The organism is Streptomyces paradoxus, from assembly GCF_014202475.1.
Classification (GTDB): domain Bacteria; phylum Actinomycetota; class Actinomycetes; order Streptomycetales; family Streptomycetaceae; genus Streptomyces; species Streptomyces paradoxus.
In genome coordinates, this window is sequence record NZ_JACHGV010000007.1 from 25,784 (window position 1) to 44,593 (window position 18,810).

Genomic DNA, 18,810 nt, shown 5'->3' on the forward strand with positions numbered 1-18,810 from the left:
CTCGACACCGCACCCACCTAGCCTGACTTTGTGCCGCAAATAAACAAACCCCGAACGCACAATGACGTGCCGGGCCGCAGCAGCTCCCTCACCCGGCTCCGGATCGCCCTCACCGTCTTCTTCGCCCTCGACGGCTTCGTCTTCGCCGGCTGGGTCGTGCGCATCCCAGCCATCAAGGCGCAGACCGGCGCCTCCGCCAGCGCCCTCGGCCTCGCCCTCCTGGGCGTCTCCGCCGGGGCCGTCGTCACCATGACACTCACGGGGCGCCTGTGCCGCCGCTTCGGGAACCACCGGGTCACCGTCGTCTGCGCCGTGCTGCTCTCCCTGAGCGTCGCCCTGCCTCCGCTGACCCACTCGGCGCTCGCGCTGGGCCTGGTCCTGCTGTTCTTCGGGGCCGCGTACGGCGGGATCAACGTCGCCTTCAACAGCGCGGCCGTCGAGCTCGTGGCCGCGCTGCGGCGGCCGGTCATGCCGAGCTTCCACGCGGCGTTCAGCCTGGGCGGCATGGTCGGAGCGGGGCTCGGCGGGCTGGTCGCGGGCGTCCTCTCCCCCACGCGGCATCTGCTGCTGCTCACCCTCGTCGGCCTGCTCGTGACCGCCGCGGCGGGCCCCACGCTCCTGCGTCACGAGCCGCCGGCGCCACCGGAGCGGGAACTGCCCGCCGAGGGCGCCCCTCGCAGCCTTGACCGCCGCACCCGGGGGCTGGTGATCGTCTTCGGCGTGATCGCGGGGTGCACCGCGTACGGCGAGGGGGCCCTGGCCGACTGGGGCGCCCTGCACCTCGAACAGGACCTGCACGCCTCGGCGGGTGCGGCGGCCGCGGGCTACTCCTGCTTCGCGCTCGCCATGACGGTGGGGCGGCTGACCGGCACGACGCTGCTGGAACGCCTGGGGCGGACCCGGACCGTCGTCGCCGGCGGCGCCACCGCGGCGGCCGGAATGCTGCTCGGCTCCCTCGCCCCCACCCTCTGGGCGGCCCTGCTCGGCTACGCGGTCACGGGCATCGGCCTTGCGAACCTCTTCCCCGTGGCGGTGGAACGCGCGGGCGCCCTGGCGGGCCCCGGCGGCGTCGCCACGGCCTCGACCCTGGGCTACGGGGGGATGCTCCTCGGCCCGCCCGCGATCGGCTTCATGGCGGACTGGTTCACCCTGCCCGCCGCACTGACCAGCGTGGCGGTGCTGGCGGGGGTGGCGGCGGTCGTCGGCGCACTGGTGGGGGCGGCCACCCGGCGCGCGGCCGGGGGCTGAAGGGGAGGCGCTGCCAGGGGGGATGGCGGTGATCCTGGGTACCCGGGGTACGCCCGTGGTGATCACCGGGCCGTACGACGTGTACAAGGAGGCAGACCCGTGACCGAACAGCAGCACCCCGGAGAGCAGCACCCGACCCCGGAGTTTCCCTCGCAGGACCAGCCGCACCCCGGCTGGACGGGGCCGATGGACCCGCCCCCGGACCACGGTGAGGAGTCCTACCGGGGCAGCGGCAGGCTGGAGGGCCGCAAGGCCGTGATCACCGGTGGGGACTCCGGGATCGGCCGCGCGGTCGCCCTCGCGTTCGCCCGTGAGGGAGCCGACGTGCTCTTCACCCATCTGGATGACGAGAAGGACGACGCCGCCGAGACCGCCCGGCTCGTAGAGCAGGCAGGCCGCCGTGCCGTGCCCGTCTCGTGCGACGTACGGGAGGAGGAGAACTGCCGGGCGCTGATCGACCGCGCCGTGGACGAGTTCGGCCGGATCGACGTCCTCGTGAACAACGCGGCGTACCAGATGTCCCAGCCCGACGGCATCGAGGCGATCACCACCGAGCAGTTCGACCGGGTGCTGCGCACCAACCTGTACGGCATGTTCTGGCTGTGCAAGCTGGCCCTGCCGCACATCCCGGAGGGCGGCAGCATCATCAACTCCACGTCCGTGCAGGCGTACAAGCCCAGTCCGCATCTGCTGGACTACGCGACGACCAAGGGCGCGATCGTCACGTTCACGCAGGGGCTGGCGCAGATGCTGATCGAGAAGGGCATCCGCGTCAACGCGGTCGCGCCGGGCCCGGTGTGGACGCCGCTGATCCCGGCGACCCTGCCGGACACGCAGACGTTCGGCAAGCAGGCCCCCATCGGGCGGCCCGCCCAGCCCGCCGAAATGGCTCCGGCGTACGTCTTCCTCGCCTCGCAGGAGGCCTCGTACATCACCGCCGAGATCGTCAACGCGACGGGCGGGACACCGCTGCCGTAGCCCCCGGGGCGGCCAGCGGAAATCCCCGGGCTTCGAGAGCACTTCATGCGGCAGACTCGGCGCCATGGAGACCGCCGAGTTCCTTGAGGCACTGCAGACGGAAGGCCGGCTGCTGGCCGCGGCCGCCGAGGAGGCCGGGACCGACGCCAAGGTGCCGACGTGCCCCGGCTGGCAGGTGCGCGACCTGTTGCGGCACACGGGCGCCGTGCACCGCTGGGCCGCCGCCTACGTCGCCGAGCAGATCACCGAACGCCGCCCGCTGGTCGAACCCACCGACCTCGACGGCGCGGAGCTCATCGCCTGGTACCGCGACAGCCACCGCCGGCTCGTGGGCACCCTGGCCGGCGCCTCGCCCGGCGTGGAGTGCTTCACCTTCCTGCCCGCGCCGTCACCGCTGGCCTTCTGGGCCCGCCGGCAGGCGCACGAGACGGCCGTGCACCGGGTCGACGCCGAGTCCGCACGCGGCGGCAGCCCGACCGGCGTCACCGCCGAGTTCGCCACCGACGGCATCGACGAACTGCTGCGCGGCTTCCACGCCCGCTCCAGGAGCCGGGTACGCACCCCCGAGCCGCGCGTTCTGCGGGTCCGCGCGCAGGACACCGGCGCGGTGTGGACCGTACGGCTGTCACCGGAGCCGCCCGTGACGACGCGGGACGCCTCCGGCGCGGCCGAGTGCGAACTGTCCGGTCCGGCCGAGGAGTTGTATCTGGCGCTGTGGAACCGGGCTCCGCTGCCGAACGCCACGGGCGACCGGTCGCTCGCCGCGCTGTGGCGGGAGGCGTCGGCGATCTGAACGGCCGCCGACGGGCGATCAGCCGTCGGTGAGCATCCGCGCCAGCACCGCGCGCTGCACGGGAAGCACCTCGCCGTGCAGCGCGCGTCCCTTCGCCGTGAGGCAGACCTTCACACCGCGCCGGTCCTCGGGGCACATGCCGCGCTCGACGAGCCCCTCCTTCTCCAGCCGGGCGATCAGCCGCGACAGCGCGCTCTGGCTCAGATGGACCCGCTCGGAGATCTCCTGGACGCGGTAGGACGGCGTGCCCTTCGGCGTCCGGCACCCTGCGAGGACGTCGAGCACCTCGAAGTCGCTGGCGCACAGACCGTGGCCGTGCAGCGCACGGTCGAGTTCGCACTGCGTACGCGCGTGCAGCGCCAGAATGTCCCGCCACTGTTCCACGAGCGCCTGCTCGGCCTGCTGAGCCATGCGCCGCACCGTAACAGAGAACCGAGATTGTTGCACCTGAATTAAATGCATTTGCATCTCATGCATACGCATGTAGTGTCCCGGGCATGACCTCTCCGCTCATCTCCCGCACGTCCGAAGGGCGTTGGACGCCACGGCTCTGGGGCACCCTGCTCGTGCTCTGCGCCGCGATGTTCCTGGACGCCCTGGACGTGTCCATGGTCGGCGTCGCCCTGCCGTCCATCGGCGCCGACCTCGGCCTGTCGACCTCGGCGCTGCAATGGATCGTCAGCGGCTACATCCTGGGCTACGGCGGTCTGGTGCTCCTCGGCGGCCGCGCCGCCGACCTGCTGGGCCGGCGCCAGGTCTTCCTGGTGGCCCTCGGCGTCTTCGCGCTCGCCTCGCTGCTCGGCGGTCTCGTCGACTCCGGGCCCCTGCTCATCGCCAGCCGCTTCGTCAAGGGCCTGAGCGCGGCCTTCACGGCCCCCGCCGGCCTGTCGATCATCACCACGACGTTTCCCGAAGGCCCCCTGCGCAACCGCGCCCTGGCCATCTACACCACCTGCGGCGCCACCGGCTACTCGATGGGCCTGGTCTTCTCCGGCCTGCTCACCGAGGCCAGCTGGCGGCTCACCATGCTCCTGCCCGCCCCCGTCGCGCTGATCGCCCTGTTCGCGGGCCTGAAGCTGCTGCCGCGCACGGAGCGCGAGCGCGGCCGGGGCGGCTACGACATTCCCGGGGCCGTCCTCGGCACCGCCTCGATGCTGCTGCTCGTCTTCACCGTCGTCGAGGCGCCCGAGGTGGGCTGGGGCTCGGCCCGCACCGTCCTGTCCTTCGCCGCGGTGGCCGTCCTCCTGGCGGCCTTCGTCGCCGTCGAGCGGCGCAGTCCCAGCCCGCTGATCCGGCTCGGCGTGCTGCGCTCGGGACCTCAAGTACGGGCGCAGCTGGGCGCGTTGACGTTCGTCGGCAGCTACATCGGCTTCCAGTTCCTGGTGACCCTGTACATGCAGCAACTGCTGGGCTGGTCCGCGCTGCACACGGCCCTGGCCTTCCTGCCGGCGGGCGCGCTGGTGGCGCTGTCGGCGACGAAGGTCGGAGCCGTCATCGACCGCTTCGGCACGGCCCGGCTGATGGTGCTGGGCTTCGCGCTGATGGTCACCGGGTACGTGCTGTTCCTGCGCATCGACCTCGACCCGGTCTACGCGGCGGTGATCCTGCCGACGATGCTGCTGGTCGGCTCCGGCTTCGCGCTGACCTTCCCGTCCCTCAACGTCCAGGCCACCAACGGTGTCGACGAGCACGAGCAGGGCATGGTCTCCGGGCTGCTCAACACCTCGGTCCAGGTCGGCGGTGCGATCTTCCTCGCGGTGGTGACGGCGGTGGTCACCGCGAACTCCCCCGAGGGCGGCAACCCCTCCCCGCAGGCCGTCCTCGACAGCTACCGGCCCGGCCTGGTGGTCGTGACGCTCGTCGCCCTCGCGGGCCTGCTGATCACCCTCACGGGCCTGCGGCCCCGCAGGGGCGGGCCGTCCGCCGGGCCGTCCGTGGTGGTCGCCAAGTCCACTCCCCAGGAGGCGGAGCGCGTCGCCGTCCGCGACTAGCGCTACCGGGGTACGCCTCCGACCGTGCGCCCGGCGGGCCGCCTTGCCCGCCGGGCGCACCCCTGTCCGCCCCGCCGGGCTGGTCCGCTTGCGGAAGGCGGGTCAGCCCAGCCAGCCCGGCCGCACCAGCCCCGACTCGTAGGCGAGGACGACCAGTTGGGCCCGGTCGCGGGCGCCGAGCTTCACCATGGTGCGGCTGACGTGGGTCTTCGCGGTGAGCGGGCTGACGACCAGGCGGCGGGCGATCTCCTCGTTGGACAGGCCGATCCCCACCAGCGCCATCACCTCCCGCTCCCGTTCGGTGAGCCGGCCGAGGACGCCGGCCGCCGCCGGTTCCTTGGAGCGGGAGGCGAACTCGGAGATCAGCCGCCGGGTGACGCCCGGCGACAGCAGCGCGTCGCCCGCGACCACCGCCCGTACCGCGCGCAGGAGTTCGTCCGGCTCGGTGTCCTTGACCAGGAAGCCGGAGGCGCCGGAGCGGATCGCCTCGAAGACGTACTCGTCGAGCTCGAAGGTGGTGAGCATGACGACCCTGACGTCCTTCAGGCCGGGGTCACCGGTGACCTGCCGCGTCGCGGCGAGTCCGTCGAGGGCGGGCATGCGGATGTCCATCAGGACGACGTCGGGTTGCAGTTCGCGGATCCGGCGCACCGCCTCGGCACCGTCGGCGGCCTCCGCGGCCACCTCGATGTCGGGCTGCGCGTCGAGCAGCGCCCGGAACCCCGCCCGTACCAGCGCCTGGTCGTCGGCGAGCAGTACGCGGATCACCGGTCCTCCTGTGCCGGTCCGGGAGACGTGCGGGCGGACGGCGTCAGCGGCAGCACGGCGAGCACCCGGAACCCGCCGTCCGGGCGGGGGCCCGCCTCGATGGTGCCGCCCAGGGCGGCGGCCCGCTCCCGCATACCGGCGAGCCCGTTGCCGCTGCCGCCCGCGTCGCCCCCCGTCGCGGGCCCGTCGTCGTCCACGCGCAGCCGCAGCACGCGCGCGTCGTGCGCGAGGTGCACCCGCGCGCGCCGCGAACCCGAGTGCCGTACGACGTTGGTCAGGGCCTCCTGGACGATCCGGAAGGCGGCGAGGTCCGTGCCGGGGGCGAGGCGCGGGGGCTTCCCCTCGACGTCCACCGTGAGGCCCGCCCCCGCGGCCTGCTCCACCAGTTCGGGCAGCCGGTCGAGCCCGGGGGCGGGGGCGCGCGGCGCGGCGCCGGGGGCGCGCAGGGTGTCGAGCACTTGGCGCACCTCGCCGAGCGCCTCCTTGCTCTGGTCCTTGATCGTGGTGAGGGCCGTGCGGGCCTGCTCGGGGTCGGTGTCGAGGAGCGCGAGGCCGACCCCCGCCTGCACGTTGATGACGGAGATGCTGTGGGCGAGGACGTCGTGCAGCTCGCGCGCGATCCGCAGCCGTTCCTCGTCCGCCCGCCGCCGCGCGGCCTCGGCACGCTCGGCCCGTTCGCGGACCCACTGTTCCCGCCGGACGCGGAACAGCTCCGACACCGCCGCGATGGCCACCAGCCAGGTGGCGACGACGATCTCCTCACCCCAGGAGACGGCCGAGTCGCCGGACGGCGGCAGCCACCGGAAGAGCCAGTGCGCCACCAGGACGTGCCCGGCCCAGAGCATGCCCATCGCGGCCCAGGCCGCCCGGCGGTGCCCGGCGACGACGGCGCTGAAGCAGGCCAGGGCGACGGTGAAGAGCACCGGCCCGTAGGGATACCCGGCCCCCAGATACACCATGACGGCGGCCGCAGTGCCGAACACCACGGCCACCGGATACCGCTTGCGCCACAGCAGCAGCCCGCAGGCCACCACCAGCAGCAGTCCTGCGAAGAGATCCAGTTCCGCCCGCTCGCCCTGCTGTCCGTGGGCGGCGAAGCCCGAACCCACCAGGACGAACACCGTCACGAGGACCGTGGAGCGCCAGGGCCACCGCGCCGCCGGGCGCTCCCACCGGTCCCACGGCGCGGGCCCGTGCCGCCACCCCGGCGGCGGGCTGCTCCGCGCGCGCTGTTCGTCCATACCGGCCACGCTAGACGCCGCGCCTCCGCGGCCGCGTCACCTCGGCGTGGTGATCGCGCGTACTCCCCGGGAAGTACGCGCGATCACCGGCCCGGCGTCTACCGGGGCCCGGGCACCAGCCCCACCCCCCGGGCGAGCTGCCCCACCGCGTGCCGGAAGAACGTCTCCCGGTCTTCCACCACCCGGTTGAACTGGCCGAACAGCTCGAAGCCGACCAGGCCGTACAGCTGGGCCCAGGCCGCGACGAGGGCCGTCACGACCTCCGGGGGGAGGTCGGGGGCGAGGTCGGCGGCCATGCGCTCGGCCTCCGGGCGGAGGTCGTCCGCCGGCGCCGGCCGGTCGAGAGCCGCCCCCTGGTGGGCGTCGCGGGCGATGCCGATGAGCAGCAGGCCGACGCGGGCGGCGGCCGGGACGGTGGCGTCTGGGGCCGTGTAGCCGGGGACGGGCGATCCGTAGATCAGCGCGTACTCGTGCGGATGGTCCAGCGCCCAGCCCCGCACCGCCTCGCAGACCGTGATCCAGCGCTCGAAGGGGGAGGCCGTCGCCTCATGGGCCGCCTCGGCGTTCTCTCCGAGGGAGTCGTAGGCGTCGATGATGAGAGCGGTCAGCAGGTCGTCACGGCTGGGGAAGTAGCGGTACAGCGCGGAGGAGACCATGCCGAGCTCACGGGCCACGGCCCGCAGGGAGAGCCGGGCGGCGCCCTGGGCCGCGAGCTGTCTGCGGGCTTCGTCCTTGATGGCCGCGGTGACTTCGATCCTGGCCCGGGCACGGGCGCCGTGTGCGGTGCTCATGCCGGGCAGTCTCCCACGGGAACAGAGCAGTGCACACAGAACGGAGCAGTGAACAAAAACGAGAGCAGTGCTCTTGCCCGGGCGCGGCGGCCTGGTGCAGACTGACACCAGAGAGCGAGAGCAGTGCTCACAGAAGAGAGCGCCGCGTCGCCGCCATCCGAGGGGGCACCATGTCCACGCACGTCCGGAAGCCCGGCTGGTTCACCGTCAACGTCTTCAACCGCATCGTGGCGTGGATGACCCGCCGTGGCATCAGCGTCTGGGGCTCCCGTGTCCTCGCCGTCCGCGGCCGCAAGAGCGGCCAGTGGCGCACCACCCCGGTCAACCTGCTGACCCTGGACGGCAGGCGGTACCTGGTCGCACCCCGCGGCCATGTGCAGTGGACGCACAACATGCGCGCCGCGGGCGGCGGCGAACTGCACCTCGGCAAGCGCGTGGACACCTTCACCGCGGCCGAGGTGGGCGACGACGACAAGACCCCGGTCCTGCGCGCCTACCTCAAGCGCTGGAAGGCGGAGGTCGGGGTCTTCTTCGACGGAGTCGGTCCCGACTCCCCGGACGCCGAGCTGCGCCGCATCGCCCCCGACCACCCGGTCTTCGAGATCACTCCGACGAGCTGACCTCGCCGCCCGCGGCGGCGGGACGGCGGTCCAGCGCGGTCAGGGCCCGCTGGGCCACCGGATACGTCCGGACGATCTCGCCGAGCGACGTGGAGCCCTGCGTGATCTCCTTGAACGCCTTCCACGCCGGGCGGAAGCCCGTCAGCGCCGCGTGGAACAGTCCGGGACGGCGCTCGAACACCGTCAGCAGCCGCTTGCCGACGCTCATCTCCACCCCGAGCCCGGCCTTGACGGCGAACGCGTAGTTGAGAGCCTGCCGCCGGGTGTCCACGGCGTCGTGCGCCTCGGCGATCCGCACCGCCCACTCCCCCGCGAGCCGGCCGGAGCGCAGCGCGAAGGAGATGCCCTCACGGGTCCACGGCTCCAGCAGCCCCGCGGCGTCGCCGCACACCAGCACCCGACCGCGCGAGAGCGGCGAGTCGTCGGCGCGGCACCTGGTCAGGTGCCCCGAGGAGATGGCGGGTTCGAAGCCGGCGAGCCCGAGGCGGCCGATGAACTCCTCCAAGTACCGCTTGGTCGCGGCGCCTTCGCCACGGGCCGAGATCACTCCGACCGTCAGGGTGTCGCCCTTGGGGAAGACCCAGCCGTAACTGCCGGGCATGGGGCCCCAGTCGATGAGCACCCGGCCCTTCCAGTCCTCGGCGACGGTCTCCGGCACCGGGATCTCCGCCTCCAGGCCGAGATCCACCTGACCGAGCTTGACCCCGACATGCGCCCCTATACGGCTGGCGCTGCCGTCCGCCCCGACGACGGCCCGCGCGAGCACGACCTCGCCGCCCTGCAGGACCACGGCGACCGTGCGCCGGTCCGGCACCGCCGAGCCGTGCTGCTCGACCCGCTGGACCGTGACGCCCGTACGCAGCTCGGCGCCGGCCTTCTGCGCGTGCTCGACCAACCGCTGGTCGAACTCGGGCCGGTTGATCAGCCCGAACAGCATCTGCTTCGAGCGGCGCGTGCGCGTGAACCGGCCGTTGCTGGAGAACGTCACCGCATACACCCGGTCCCTCAGCGGCAGCTCGAAGCCGGGCGGCAGGGCGTCGCGCGAGGGGCCGATGATGCCGCCGCCGCACGTCTTGTACCGCGGCAGTTCGGCCTTCTCCAGCAGCAGCACGCGTCTGCCGGCCACCGCCGCCGCGTAGGCGGCCGAAGCGCCCGCGGGTCCCGCGCCCACCACGACGACGTCCCACACCTGCCGCACGTCGTCCGCCGAAGAGTTCTCGCTGCTCACGATGGTCTACTGCTCCCGATCAAGCCGCCTGCCGCTGTCTCCCGCATCCTACGGCGGCGGTCACCGCAGGCCGCTGTGGGAGGATCGGCGACGTGGGTGGCCCTTACACGGGGCCGCGCCCACACCACACGATCACCGCGTACCGAGAGGTACGCACCCGTACAACGTCGCACCCACGAGGAGCGTGCCCATGTCGTCGAATCCGGTCGCCGAGACCGTCGCCTCGCTGATGCCCAGGGCGAAGGAGGAGCTCACCGAGCTGGTGGCCTTCCGGTCGGTGGCGGACTTCGACCAGTTCCCGAGGAGCGAGAGCGAAGGCGCCGCCCGCTGGGTCGCGGACGCGCTCACCGCCGAGGGCTTCGAAGACGTGGCGCTGCTCGACACCCCCGACGGCACGCAGTCCGTGTACGGCTACCTGCCCGGCCCGGCCGGCGCGAAGACCGTCCTGCTCTACGCCCACTACGACGTACAGCCGCCGCTGGACGAGGCCGCCTGGACGACGCCGCCGTTCGAGCTGACCGAGCGGGACGGGCGCTGGTACGGGCGCGGGGCCGCCGACTGCAAGGGCGGCCTGATCATGCACCTGCTGGCGCTGCGCGCGCTGAAGGCGAACGGCGGGATCCCCGTCGGCGTCAAGGTGATCGCCGAAGGCTCCGAGGAGATGGGCACGGGCGGTCTGGAGCGTTACGCCGAGGAGCACCCGGAGCTGCTCGCGGCGGACACGATCGTCATCGGCGACGCGGGCAACTTCCGCGCCGGTCTGCCGACCGTGACGTCCACCCTGCGCGGCATGACGCTCGTCCGCGTGCGGATCGACACGCTCGCGGGCAACCTGCACTCGGGCCAATTCGGCGGTGCCGCGCCGGACGCGCTGGCCGCGCTGATCCGGGTCCTGGACTCGCTGCGCGCCGAGGACGGTTCGACGACCGTCCAGGGGCTCTCCGGAGGCGCGGCCTGGGAGGGCCTGGAGTACGGGGAGGAGCAGTTCCGGCGGGACGCCAAGGTGCTCGACGGCGTGGAGCTGATCGGGTCGGGTACGGTCGCCGACCGGATCTGGGCGCGCCCGGCCGTCACGGTCCTCGGCATCGACTGCCCGCCGGTCGTCGGGGCCACCCCGTCCGTGCAGGCCGGTGCCCGGGCGCTGATCAGTCTGCGGGTGCCGCCGGGGGTGGACGCGGGCGAGGCGACCAAGCTGCTCCAGGCGCACCTGGAGGCGCACACGCCGTGGGGTGCTCGGGTGAGCACCGAGCAGATCGGTGAGGGCCAGGCGTTCCGCGCCGACACCGGCAGCCCGGCGTACCAGGCCATGGCGGCGGCGATGGCGGTCGCCTACCCGGGCCAGGAGATGCAGTACGCGGGGCAGGGCGGCTCCATCCCGCTGTGCAACACACTGGCCGCCCTCTACCCGCGTGCGGAGATCCTGCTGATCGGGCTGAGCGAGCCGGAGGCGCAGATCCACGCGGTGAACGAGAGCGTGTCCCCCGACGAGCTGGAGCGCCTGTCGGTGGCGGAGGCGCTGTTCCTGCGCAACTACGCGGCCGGCTGACCGCTCCGCCCTCGCCGGAAAGGCCCTCGTCCTCGGACGGGGGCCTTTCTCCGCGGACGGCACGCTGATGCCCGGGGTGTTCGACCTGGACGCCCCCCAGGCCCTCGCCCGCGGCCGGCGGCTAGCCGAGCGCCGGGTCCAGGACGATGTCCTCCTCGCGCGCGGCGACCGTGGGCTCCTCGGGGAAGTGGCAGGCGGTGAGATGGCCCGTGGGGCTGCCCTCGGCCCGGGCCAGGGGCGGTTCCTCGGTGGCGCACTTGTCCTGTGCCTTCCAGCAGCGGGTGCGGAAGCGGCAGCCGGAGGGCGGGTCGATCGGGGACGGCACGTCCCCGGCCAGCCGGATGCGTTCGCGCCGCTCGACGGCGTCCGGGTCGGCCTCGGGGACGGCGGACAGCAGCGCGTGCGTATAGGGGTGCCGGGGACGGGTGTAGAGCGACTCCCGCTCGGCGACCTCCACGATCTTGCCGAGGTACATCACGGCGACCCGCTCGGAGAAGTGCCGCACCACGGCCAGGTCGTGGGCGATGAAGACGAAGGCGATGCCGAACTCCCGCTGGAGGTCCTGGAGCAGGTTGACGACCTGCGCCTGGATGGAGACGTCCAGCGCCGACACCGGCTCGTCGGCCACGATCAGCTTCGGCCGCAGGGCGAGGGCGCGGGCGATGCCGATGCGCTGGCGCTGACCGCCGGAGAACTCGTTCGGATAGCGGTTGTAGTGCTCGGGGTTGAGTCCGACCGTCTCCAGGAGTTCCTGGGCGCGCTTCTTGTGGCCCTGGGGCGGGTTGATGCCGTTGAGCCGCATCGGCGTCTCGATGATGGTCCCGACGGTGTGCCGGGGGTTCAGCGACGAGTACGGGTCCTGGAAGATCATCTGGAGGTTGCGCCGGGCCTCCTGCATCTGCCCCGGCGACCGGTGCGTGATGTCCTCGCCGTCGAAGACGACGGAACCGCCGGTGGGTTCGAGGAGCCGGGTGATCAGCCGGCCCGTGGTCGACTTGCCGCAGCCGGACTCGCCGACCAGCCCCAGGGACTCGCCGGGCCCGACCGAGAAGTCGATGCCGTCGACGGCACGCACGGCCCCGATCCGCCGCTGGAAGATGATGCCCTGCCGGATCGGGAAGTGCTTCTGCAGACCGCGCACCTCCAGCAGGTTCTCGCCGGTGTTCTCGGCGGCGGGGCGGTCGGTGCTCTGCCCGGTGCGGGGCTCGGTGGTGCTCACGGCATGTTCCCTTTCGTCCGCCGCCGTCACTGCGCGGCCCGTCCGGCCGCGGCGCCCCGGTCGTCCGGGCCGTCCCCGCCGCGGATCTCGTGCTTGGCGTCGTCGCTGAGATGGCACGCGGCGAGGTGCCGTTCGCTGCCGGAGACGAGTCGCAGTTCGGGCCGCTCCGCCGTGCAACGGCCCTCCGGCACCCAGCCCTTGTAGGCGCAGCGGGGATGGAAGGCGCAGCCGTCCGGCAGGTTGATCAGGCTCGGCGGGCTGCCGGGGATCGGGTTGAGCCGTTCGCCGACGTCGCCGCTGAGGTGCGGCATCGACTGCAACAGGCCCCAGGTGTACGGGTGCTGGGGATCCTTGAGGACGTCGCGGGTAGTGCCGTACTCGATGCGGCGGCCGCCGTACATCACCAGGATGTCGTCGGCGACGTCGGCGACCACGCCGAGGTCGTGGGTGATGATGACGACGGCGGAGCCGAACTCCTCCTGGAGGTCGCGGATCAGGTCCAGGATCTGCGCCTGGACGGTGACGTCCAGGGCGGTGGTGGGCTCGTCGGCGATGAGCAGCTCCGGGTCGCACACCAGCGACATGGCGATCATGGCGCGCTGGCGCATGCCGCCGGAGAACTGGTGCGGGTAGTCCCCGGCCCGCCGCTCGGGCTGCGGGATGCCGACCCGCTTCAGCATCTCCACCGCGCGGTCCCTGGCCTCCTTCCTGGAGACCTTGTGATGCACCCGGTAGGCCTCGGCGATCTGCGAGCCGACGGTGAAGAAGGGGTGCAGTGCGGACAGCGGGTCCTGGAAGATCATGGAGACCGTTCGGCCGCGCAGGGCGCGCATCTGGGCCTCGGGCAGGGCGACGAGTTCCCTGCCCTCCAGCCAGATCTCGCCGCTGACCTGGGCGCGGGTGCCCTTGTGCAGTCCGAGCAGGGCCAGTGAGGTCACCGACTTGCCGGAGCCGGACTCGCCGACGATGCCGAGGGTCCTGCCCTTCTCCAGGGTGAAGGAGACGCCGTCGACGGACTTGACGAGGCCGTCCTCGGTCGGGAAGTGCACCTTCAGGTCGCGTACGTCGAGGAAGGGTGCGGGCGCGGGTGCGACATCCGCGGGCTGCGGTGAGGTCTGAACGGACACGGGTGTTCCTAAGGATGAAGAAGGAGGCTCAGGCGAGGCGCACACGCGGGTCGACGAGGCCGTACACGAGGTCGACGACGACGTTGGCGATGACGACGAACGTCGCGGCGAAGAGCGTGGTGCCGAGGATGACCGGCAGGTCGGAGTTCTGCACGGAGTCGACCGCGAGCTTGCCGATGCCGTTGATGCCGAACACCGACTCGGTGATGACCGCGGAGCCGCCGATCAGGGAGCCGACATCCATGCCGAAGATGGTGATGATGGGGGTGATGGCGGCCCGCAGGCCGTGTTTGAGGACGACGGTGGCGGCCGGCAGGCCCTTGGCGCGGGCCGTGCGCATGTAGTCCTCGGCGAAGACCTCCAGCATGGAGGAGCGGGTGAGCCGGGTGTACATCGCCAGGTAGACGATGACGAGGGTGGTCCACGGCAGGATCAGGCCCTTGAACCAGCCGGCCGGGTCCTCGGTGATCGAGGTGTAGCCGGAGGCCGGCAGGATCTGGAACTTGTCGACGAAGAGGTACAGCAGGAGCAGACCGATGAAGTAGATCTGCACCGACACGCCGAACAGGGCGAGTCCGACCGCCGCCTTGTCGGCGGCCCTGCCCCGGCGCACGGCGGCGACGGTGCCGAGGCCGACGCCCAGGAGCAGGAAGGCCACCGCGGCGCCGAGGCCGAGGGAGAGGTCCGCCGGGAAGTCCGACAGCAGGGTGGTCAGGACGGGGGTGTCGGTCTGGAAGGAGACGCCGAGACAGGGCGCGCCGCAGTGGATGCGCACGCTCTGGTCGCCGAAGTCACGGCCGGCGAACAGCCCCTTGAGGAACTCCCAGTACTGGGTCAGGTAGCTCCGGTCCAGGCCCAGCGAGTGCTTGATCTCCGCGAGGCGCGAGGGCGAGCAGGTCTTTCCGCAGGCCAGGAGTGCGGGGTCGGACGGCAGCGCGAAGAAGATGAAGAAGGTGATCGTGGTGATCACCAGCATGATCAGGGCCGCTGCCAGCAGGCGTCTGATGAGGTAACGAAACATGGGGTGCCGGGACCTGACGTGAGTGGGATGCCCGCCGGTGGCCGGAGCCGCCGGCGGGGTCTAGAGGAGGGGCGTCAGTGCTTGACGTAGATGTGGACCAGGCTCGGCTCGGCCACGATCGTGTCGGGGATGACCCCGCCGACCTTGGAGCCGGCCATCTCGCTGAAGTTCATGTACATCAGCGGGACCACGGCGGCGTCCTTCAGGATCTGCTGGTCCATCTGGCCGTAGGTGGCGTTGCGCTGCTTGACGTCGGCCGTCTTGGCGGCCTGGTCGATCAGCGCGTTGACCTTCGGGTCGTTCAGGTAGGACAGGTCCTGGTTGGCCTGCGGGTTCTTCTTGATCAGCCGGCCGTCGAAGAGGGTGGGCAGCACGGTGGAGGCGTTCGGCCAGTCGGCGATCCAGTCGCCCCAGGTCAGGTCGTACTGGTTCTTCGTGTTGTTGATGGTGCTGAAGTAGTTCGCCGCGTCGATCGGGGTGATGTTCACCGTGATGCCGATGCGTTCCAGCGCGGTCTTCACGGCGTCGGCGAAGTGCTCCTGGGTCGGGGTGTTCTCCACCGCGATCGACATGGTCGGCTTCGGGTTGCCCGCCTGCTTCATCAGCTCCTTGGCCTTGGCGAGGTTGCCCGCCGGGTTGGCGCTGTACAGGTTGAACTTCTTGTAGCCGCCGATGCCGGGGCTCAGCATGGTGCTGGCGTAGTCGCCGTAGGCGGAGCCGCCGAAGGCGCCGCGCACCGTGGTCTTGTCGATGGCGTACTCGATCGCCTGACGGACCTTCAGGTTCTTGACGCGGGTGGTGTTGATGGCGAGGTAGTTGATGCCCGGCGCGGGGATCTTGTAGTAACGGCTCTTCAGCGAGGGGTCGTTGGCCAGCTGGGCCAGGTCCGAGCCCGCGATCGGCCACTGCTGGATCGACGTCTGGGCGGTGCCGGCGTCCGCCTTGATCTGCTGGTCGATGGCCGACTCGTCCTGCCCGAACCGGACGTCCATCCCGTCGACGTTCTGCTGCCGGATCAGGTCGGTCGACTGCGACCAGTGGGTGTTCCTGGCGAGGACGAGTTCCTTGTTCTTGGTGTACGACTTGATCATGTAAGGGCCGTCGGACCACACATGGGTGTCGTAGGTCGAGCCGGTGTCATGGGCCTTGGGCACGGCGGACCAGCCGGGCATCGTGGTGGTCTCGTTGAAGTCGGCCACCGGCTGGTTCAGATGGAAGACGATGGTGTACTTGTCCGGCGTCTGGATGGAGTCCAGTTGCTTGCCCTTGTAGGGGCCCTTGTAGTCGGCGCCGCCGACGAGCCACTGGGCCGCGTAGGGCGGGCCGCCGTTGATGTCGGAGGAGAAGAACCGCTCGACGCCGTACTTGACGTCGGGTGCGGTGACCTCGGCGCCGTCCTGGTACTTGACGCCGTGCCGGAGGTGGAAGGTCCAGACGGTGGCGCCCTTGGACGGTGTTCCGGTGTCGGTGGCGAGGTCGCCGACCAGCTTGGGGGCCGATCCCGTCTCGTCCCAGCCGGTGAGGGTCCGGACGATCTCCTGGTCCATGCTCTGGCCCTCGGTCGTGTAGACGCGCTGGGGGTCGAGGTGGTCGAAGTCCGCCTTGTCGAGGATGGTCAGCGTGCCGCCCTTGCCGGGGGCGCCGCCGGCGCTGCTGCCGGAGGACCCTCCGCATGCGGTGGCCCCCAGGGCGATCATCACGGCTGAGGCCGTGAGAGCGACCGTGCGCGATCTGCGCGTGCTGCGCGTCATTGAGGAAACTCCGTTTCTTGCTACGGGCTAGGCGGCCGTTCGTGGGGCCGCCGGGCCGATACTCGGGGGGTGGCTCGGGTCAGCCGCGCCGGGCGCGGGGGTCCAGGGCGTCCCGGACGCCGTCCCCCAGGAGGTTGAGCGCCAGGACCAGGACGAGGAGCAGGACGCCGGGCACGAAGAGGTACATCGGGTCCTGAAGGAAGAACTGGGAGGCGTCCGACAGCAGGGCGCCCCAGTCGGGGTTCGGCGGGATGACACCCACTCCCAGGTAGGACAGGGCCGCCTCGGTGGTGATGTTCTGCGGGACGGCGAGCGCGAAGGAGATGAGGATCGGCGCCCACAGGTTGGGCAGCAGCTGCCGGAAGAGGATGTGCCGGCGGCCGGCGCTCATCAGCCGGGCGGCGTCGACGAACTCCCGCTCGCGCAGGCTCAGCACCTGCCCGCGCACCAGGCGTGCGGTGTACGCCCAGGCGAAGACGGCGATGTTGAGGACCAGGACGAGCAGCCGGAGGTTCTCGTCGGTGCCGCCGTGGCTGTCGGTCTGCAGCGCGTTCTGGATCACCGGGGTGAGCGCGATGATGAACAGCAGCTGCGGGAAGGCCAGCATCACGTCCATGATCCGCGACAGCAGGGAGTCGACCCAGCCGCCGAAGTAGCCGGCCGCCAGCCCGGCCACGACACCGACCGCGGTGGACAGCACGGCCGAGGCGAACCCCACGTAGAGGGAGGTGCGCAGACCGTAGACGACGCGGGCGAACAGGTCGTAACCGGTGCCCGGTTCGACGCCGAGCAGGTGCTGGGCGCTGACGCCGCCCAGCGATCCGTAGGGGAAGTTTCCCGTGTCCGGATTGATCGCCTTGTTGTCGGGGGTGATCGGCCCCCAGCCGGTCAGTGCGGTGAGCACCGGCGCGAGGAGCGCGATCGCGATGAACAGGAGGGTGGCCGCCAGGGCGGCCGTGGTGACCTTGTCCCGCCTGATCCGCCGCCAGGCCATCCGGGCCGGTGAGCGGCCGGCGACAACCGTGCCGCCGGGTCTGGATTCCTGCGTCGACGGCTCGGTCAGCAGCGTGGTGCCACCGCCGGTGTCGACCGGCTGGTGTTGCGTGGTCATCGTACGGACATCCCGGATCTGCCCCTGAGGCAAGGAAATTGGGTGGCGGTCGTTGATTCCGCCGTGAGACTCTGCGGACTTTCGCAACGGCGTGCGAGTCCGGTCAAGCCGCGCAGGGGCGAGAAAAGGGATTGTTTGCGGTCATGGAAAAGTGTTGACGAGAGCAGGGAATGTGATTACCCGCCGCGTGAATGTTTGCGGGAGATTCCTTGGGCAGTGATTGGCCGTGACCGCCGCGTTGTTTCCTTTTGCTTTTCCCTCGGAATCCCCCGTGCCGGGTAAAGGGCGCGGGCGGCGGGCCCGGCGTCAGCCGACCGGCACCCCGGCCTCCAGATAGAGCGCCGCTCCGCGTTCGCGTGCCCTCAGGGCCCAGCGCAGCCGCTCGTAGCGCACCGGTGGCAGCAGGTCCGCGGCCTCCTCCTCGGTGACGAAGCGCCAGGCGCGCAGCTCCGGGCCGGGCAGCAGCAGCCGACCGGCCTCCGCGGAGTCGAGGAGGCCGCCGTCGAAGAGGAGCCGCAGTCCGCCGTAGCCGGGGGGCGCGGGGCGTTCCCAGTCGACGACGAGCAGGCCCGGCACCTCGTCGAGGCTGATGCCGGTCTCCTCGGCGACCTCGCGCATCCCGGCGCGAGCGGGCGCCTCGCCGGGTTCGACGACGCCGCCGGGGAACTCCCAGCCGGCCTTGTACGTGGGGTCGACGAGCAGTACCCGGTCCTCCTCGTCGAAGAGGAGCACTCCGGCGGCGACGGTCTCGGCGGTGGGCTCGGGTGTCTGCACGATGTCGCAGACGGGCACGGAACCGCTGGTGACGGCCTCGGCGACCCGGACCGCCGTCTCGTACGGCGTGAGGGCGCTGGTGTCGACCGGGTGGGCGTCGGCGGTGAGCCAGGAGGCGAGGGCGGCCCGGTACGGCTCGATGTGGTCGTAGGACCACTGGCGTATGCGCAGGTCGCCGTCGGGCAGGTCGCGAGGGACCTCACGGCTCGCTATCCGCTCCCGCAGTATCGTTTCGGCCGGAGCGAGCAGGATGTGGCTGACCGGAATCCTGCGCGCGGCCAGGCCCCCGAAGATCTCGTCGCGGTACTCCTGGCGCAGCAGGGTCATGGGGACGACGAGGGTCCCGCCGAGCTCGGCGAGCAACGCGGCCGCCGTGTCGATCACCAGGCGTCGCCAGATCGGCAGGTCCTGGAGGTCTCCGGCCTCGGCGAGGTGTTTGGGTGGCAGCAGGTGGGCGAGCGCGCCGCCGACGACCTCCGGGTCGAAGAGCGTGCTGTTCGGGATCAGTTCGATCAGTTCCCGTGCGGTGGTGGTCTTCCCCGCACCGAACGCGCCGTTGATCCAGACGACGGTCACAGGTCCCCCTCTTCTGTTGGCCCCCTG

Annotated in this window: 17 protein-coding genes; 6 read left to right on the forward strand and 11 right to left on the reverse strand. The window is 71.6% G+C overall.

All coding sequences use genetic code 11. The features are described from left to right. Positions 1 to 66: 66 nt before the first annotated feature. The 3 genes from HNR57_RS22795 to HNR57_RS22805 all read left to right on the forward strand — a co-directional run bounded on the left by HNR57_RS22795 (position 67) and on the right by HNR57_RS22805 (position 3,019). Positions 67 to 1,248, forward strand: a complete 1,182-nt coding sequence (locus HNR57_RS22795; protein WP_184562277.1) for an MFS transporter — start codon at positions 67 to 69, stop codon at positions 1,246 to 1,248. 99 nt (positions 1,249 to 1,347) lie between these two features. After that, a complete protein-coding gene (locus HNR57_RS22800; RefSeq protein WP_184562279.1) occupies positions 1,348 to 2,226 on the forward strand; it encodes an SDR family oxidoreductase in 879 nt (292 codons plus the stop codon). A 64-nt stretch (positions 2,227 to 2,290) separates the two neighbouring features. Next, a complete protein-coding gene (locus tag HNR57_RS22805) occupies positions 2,291 to 3,019 on the forward strand; it encodes a maleylpyruvate isomerase family mycothiol-dependent enzyme (RefSeq protein WP_184562281.1) in 729 nt (242 codons plus the stop codon). Between the two features lie 18 nt (positions 3,020 to 3,037). Here HNR57_RS22805 and HNR57_RS22810 read toward each other — a convergent pair whose 3' ends face one another. Beyond that, positions 3,038 to 3,430: a MarR family winged helix-turn-helix transcriptional regulator gene (locus tag HNR57_RS22810; RefSeq protein ID WP_184562283.1), complete on the reverse strand. Its 393-nt coding sequence runs from the start codon at positions 3,428 to 3,430 to the stop codon at positions 3,038 to 3,040. A gap of 86 nt (positions 3,431 to 3,516) precedes the next feature. Between HNR57_RS22810 and HNR57_RS22815 the strand changes: the two genes are divergently transcribed. Further along, positions 3,517 to 5,010 carry an MFS transporter gene (locus tag HNR57_RS22815; RefSeq protein WP_184562285.1) on the forward strand — a complete coding sequence of 498 codons (1,494 nt, stop codon included), beginning with the start codon at positions 3,517 to 3,519 and terminating at the stop codon, positions 5,008 to 5,010. A 102-nt stretch (positions 5,011 to 5,112) separates the two neighbouring features. On the opposite strand, the gene HNR57_RS22820 is transcribed toward HNR57_RS22815, so the two are convergent. The 3 genes from HNR57_RS22820 to HNR57_RS22830 all read right to left on the reverse strand — a co-directional run bounded on the left by HNR57_RS22820 (position 5,113) and on the right by HNR57_RS22830 (position 7,810). Next, positions 5,113 to 5,778, reverse strand: a complete 666-nt coding sequence (locus HNR57_RS22820) for a response regulator transcription factor (protein WP_184562287.1) — start codon at positions 5,776 to 5,778, stop codon at positions 5,113 to 5,115. Continuing rightward, complete coding sequence (locus HNR57_RS22825; RefSeq protein WP_184562289.1) at positions 5,775 to 7,019, reverse strand: sensor histidine kinase; 1,245 nt, start codon at positions 7,017 to 7,019, stop codon at positions 5,775 to 5,777. The genes HNR57_RS22820 and HNR57_RS22825 overlap by 4 nt, the downstream gene beginning before the upstream one ends. Before the next feature lie 98 nt (positions 7,020 to 7,117). Further along, entirely contained in the window at positions 7,118 to 7,810 is a 693-nt protein-coding gene (locus HNR57_RS22830) for a TetR/AcrR family transcriptional regulator (protein WP_184562291.1), read from the reverse strand. A 170-nt stretch (positions 7,811 to 7,980) separates the two neighbouring features. On the opposite strand from HNR57_RS22830, the gene HNR57_RS22835 reads away from it, so the two are divergent. Continuing rightward, a complete protein-coding gene (locus tag HNR57_RS22835) occupies positions 7,981 to 8,430 on the forward strand; it encodes a nitroreductase family deazaflavin-dependent oxidoreductase (RefSeq protein ID WP_184562294.1) in 450 nt (149 codons plus the stop codon). Here HNR57_RS22835 and HNR57_RS22840 read toward each other — a convergent pair. Then, positions 8,414 to 9,658 carry a geranylgeranyl reductase family protein gene (locus tag HNR57_RS22840; RefSeq protein ID WP_184562296.1) on the reverse strand — a complete coding sequence of 415 codons (1,245 nt, stop codon included), beginning with the start codon at positions 9,656 to 9,658 and terminating at the stop codon, positions 8,414 to 8,416. The two genes, HNR57_RS22835 and HNR57_RS22840, sit on opposite strands and share 17 nt — an antisense overlap. 190 nt (positions 9,659 to 9,848) lie before the next feature. On the opposite strand from HNR57_RS22840, the gene HNR57_RS22845 reads away from it, so the two are divergent. Beyond that, entirely contained in the window at positions 9,849 to 11,204 is a 1,356-nt protein-coding gene (locus HNR57_RS22845; protein WP_184562297.1) for a dipeptidase, read from the forward strand. A 121-nt stretch (positions 11,205 to 11,325) separates the two neighbouring features. On the opposite strand, the gene HNR57_RS22850 is transcribed toward HNR57_RS22845, so the two are convergent. From HNR57_RS22850 to HNR57_RS22875, 6 genes are all read right to left on the reverse strand, one after another. Next, positions 11,326 to 12,423 (reverse strand): ABC transporter ATP-binding protein, encoded by a 1,098-nt coding sequence (locus HNR57_RS22850; protein ID WP_184562300.1) that lies wholly within the window; start codon positions 12,421 to 12,423, stop codon positions 11,326 to 11,328. A gap of 26 nt (positions 12,424 to 12,449) precedes the next feature. Further along, positions 12,450 to 13,550 (reverse strand): ABC transporter ATP-binding protein, encoded by a 1,101-nt coding sequence (locus HNR57_RS22855; RefSeq protein ID WP_184562302.1) that lies wholly within the window; start codon positions 13,548 to 13,550, stop codon positions 12,450 to 12,452. A gap of 28 nt (positions 13,551 to 13,578) precedes the next feature. After that, positions 13,579 to 14,571, reverse strand: coding sequence for an ABC transporter permease (locus HNR57_RS22860; RefSeq protein WP_184562304.1), 993 nt, complete (start codon positions 14,569 to 14,571; stop codon positions 13,579 to 13,581). A gap of 74 nt (positions 14,572 to 14,645) precedes the next feature. After that, positions 14,646 to 16,322, reverse strand: coding sequence for an ABC transporter substrate-binding protein (locus HNR57_RS22865; RefSeq protein ID WP_184562306.1), 1,677 nt, complete (start codon positions 16,320 to 16,322; stop codon positions 14,646 to 14,648). 79 nt (positions 16,323 to 16,401) lie between these two features. After that, entirely contained in the window at positions 16,402 to 17,433 is a 1,032-nt protein-coding gene (locus HNR57_RS22870; protein WP_184562308.1) for an ABC transporter permease, read from the reverse strand. Positions 17,434 to 17,739: 306 nt separating this feature from the next. Continuing rightward, positions 17,740 to 18,783 (reverse strand): NUDIX hydrolase, encoded by a 1,044-nt coding sequence (locus HNR57_RS22875; RefSeq protein ID WP_184562310.1) that lies wholly within the window; start codon positions 18,781 to 18,783, stop codon positions 17,740 to 17,742. Between the last annotated feature and the right edge of the window lie 27 nt (positions 18,784 to 18,810).

Coding starts and splice junctions, on each gene's coding strand:
- HNR57_RS22870 (WP_184562308.1), bottom strand. CDS start 17,433: ATGACCACGCAACACCAGCCGGTCGACACCGGCGGTGGCACCACGCTG.
- HNR57_RS22830 (WP_184562291.1), bottom strand. CDS start 7,810: ATGAGCACCGCACACGGCGCCCGTGCCCGGGCCAGGATCGAAGTCACC.
- HNR57_RS22860 (WP_184562304.1), bottom strand. CDS start 14,571: ATGTTTCGTTACCTCATCAGACGCCTGCTGGCAGCGGCCCTGATCATG.
- HNR57_RS22835 (WP_184562294.1), top strand. CDS start 7,981: ATGTCCACGCACGTCCGGAAGCCCGGCTGGTTCACCGTCAACGTCTTC.
- HNR57_RS22865 (WP_184562306.1), bottom strand. CDS start 16,322: ATGACGCGCAGCACGCGCAGATCGCGCACGGTCGCTCTCACGGCCTCA.
- HNR57_RS22825 (WP_184562289.1), bottom strand. CDS start 7,019: ATGGACGAACAGCGCGCGCGGAGCAGCCCGCCGCCGGGGTGGCGGCAC.
- HNR57_RS22810 (WP_184562283.1), bottom strand. CDS start 3,430: ATGGCTCAGCAGGCCGAGCAGGCGCTCGTGGAACAGTGGCGGGACATT.
- HNR57_RS22815 (WP_184562285.1), top strand. CDS start 3,517: ATGACCTCTCCGCTCATCTCCCGCACGTCCGAAGGGCGTTGGACGCCA.
- HNR57_RS22805 (WP_184562281.1), top strand. CDS start 2,291: ATGGAGACCGCCGAGTTCCTTGAGGCACTGCAGACGGAAGGCCGGCTG.
- HNR57_RS22845 (WP_184562297.1), top strand. CDS start 9,849: ATGTCGTCGAATCCGGTCGCCGAGACCGTCGCCTCGCTGATGCCCAGG.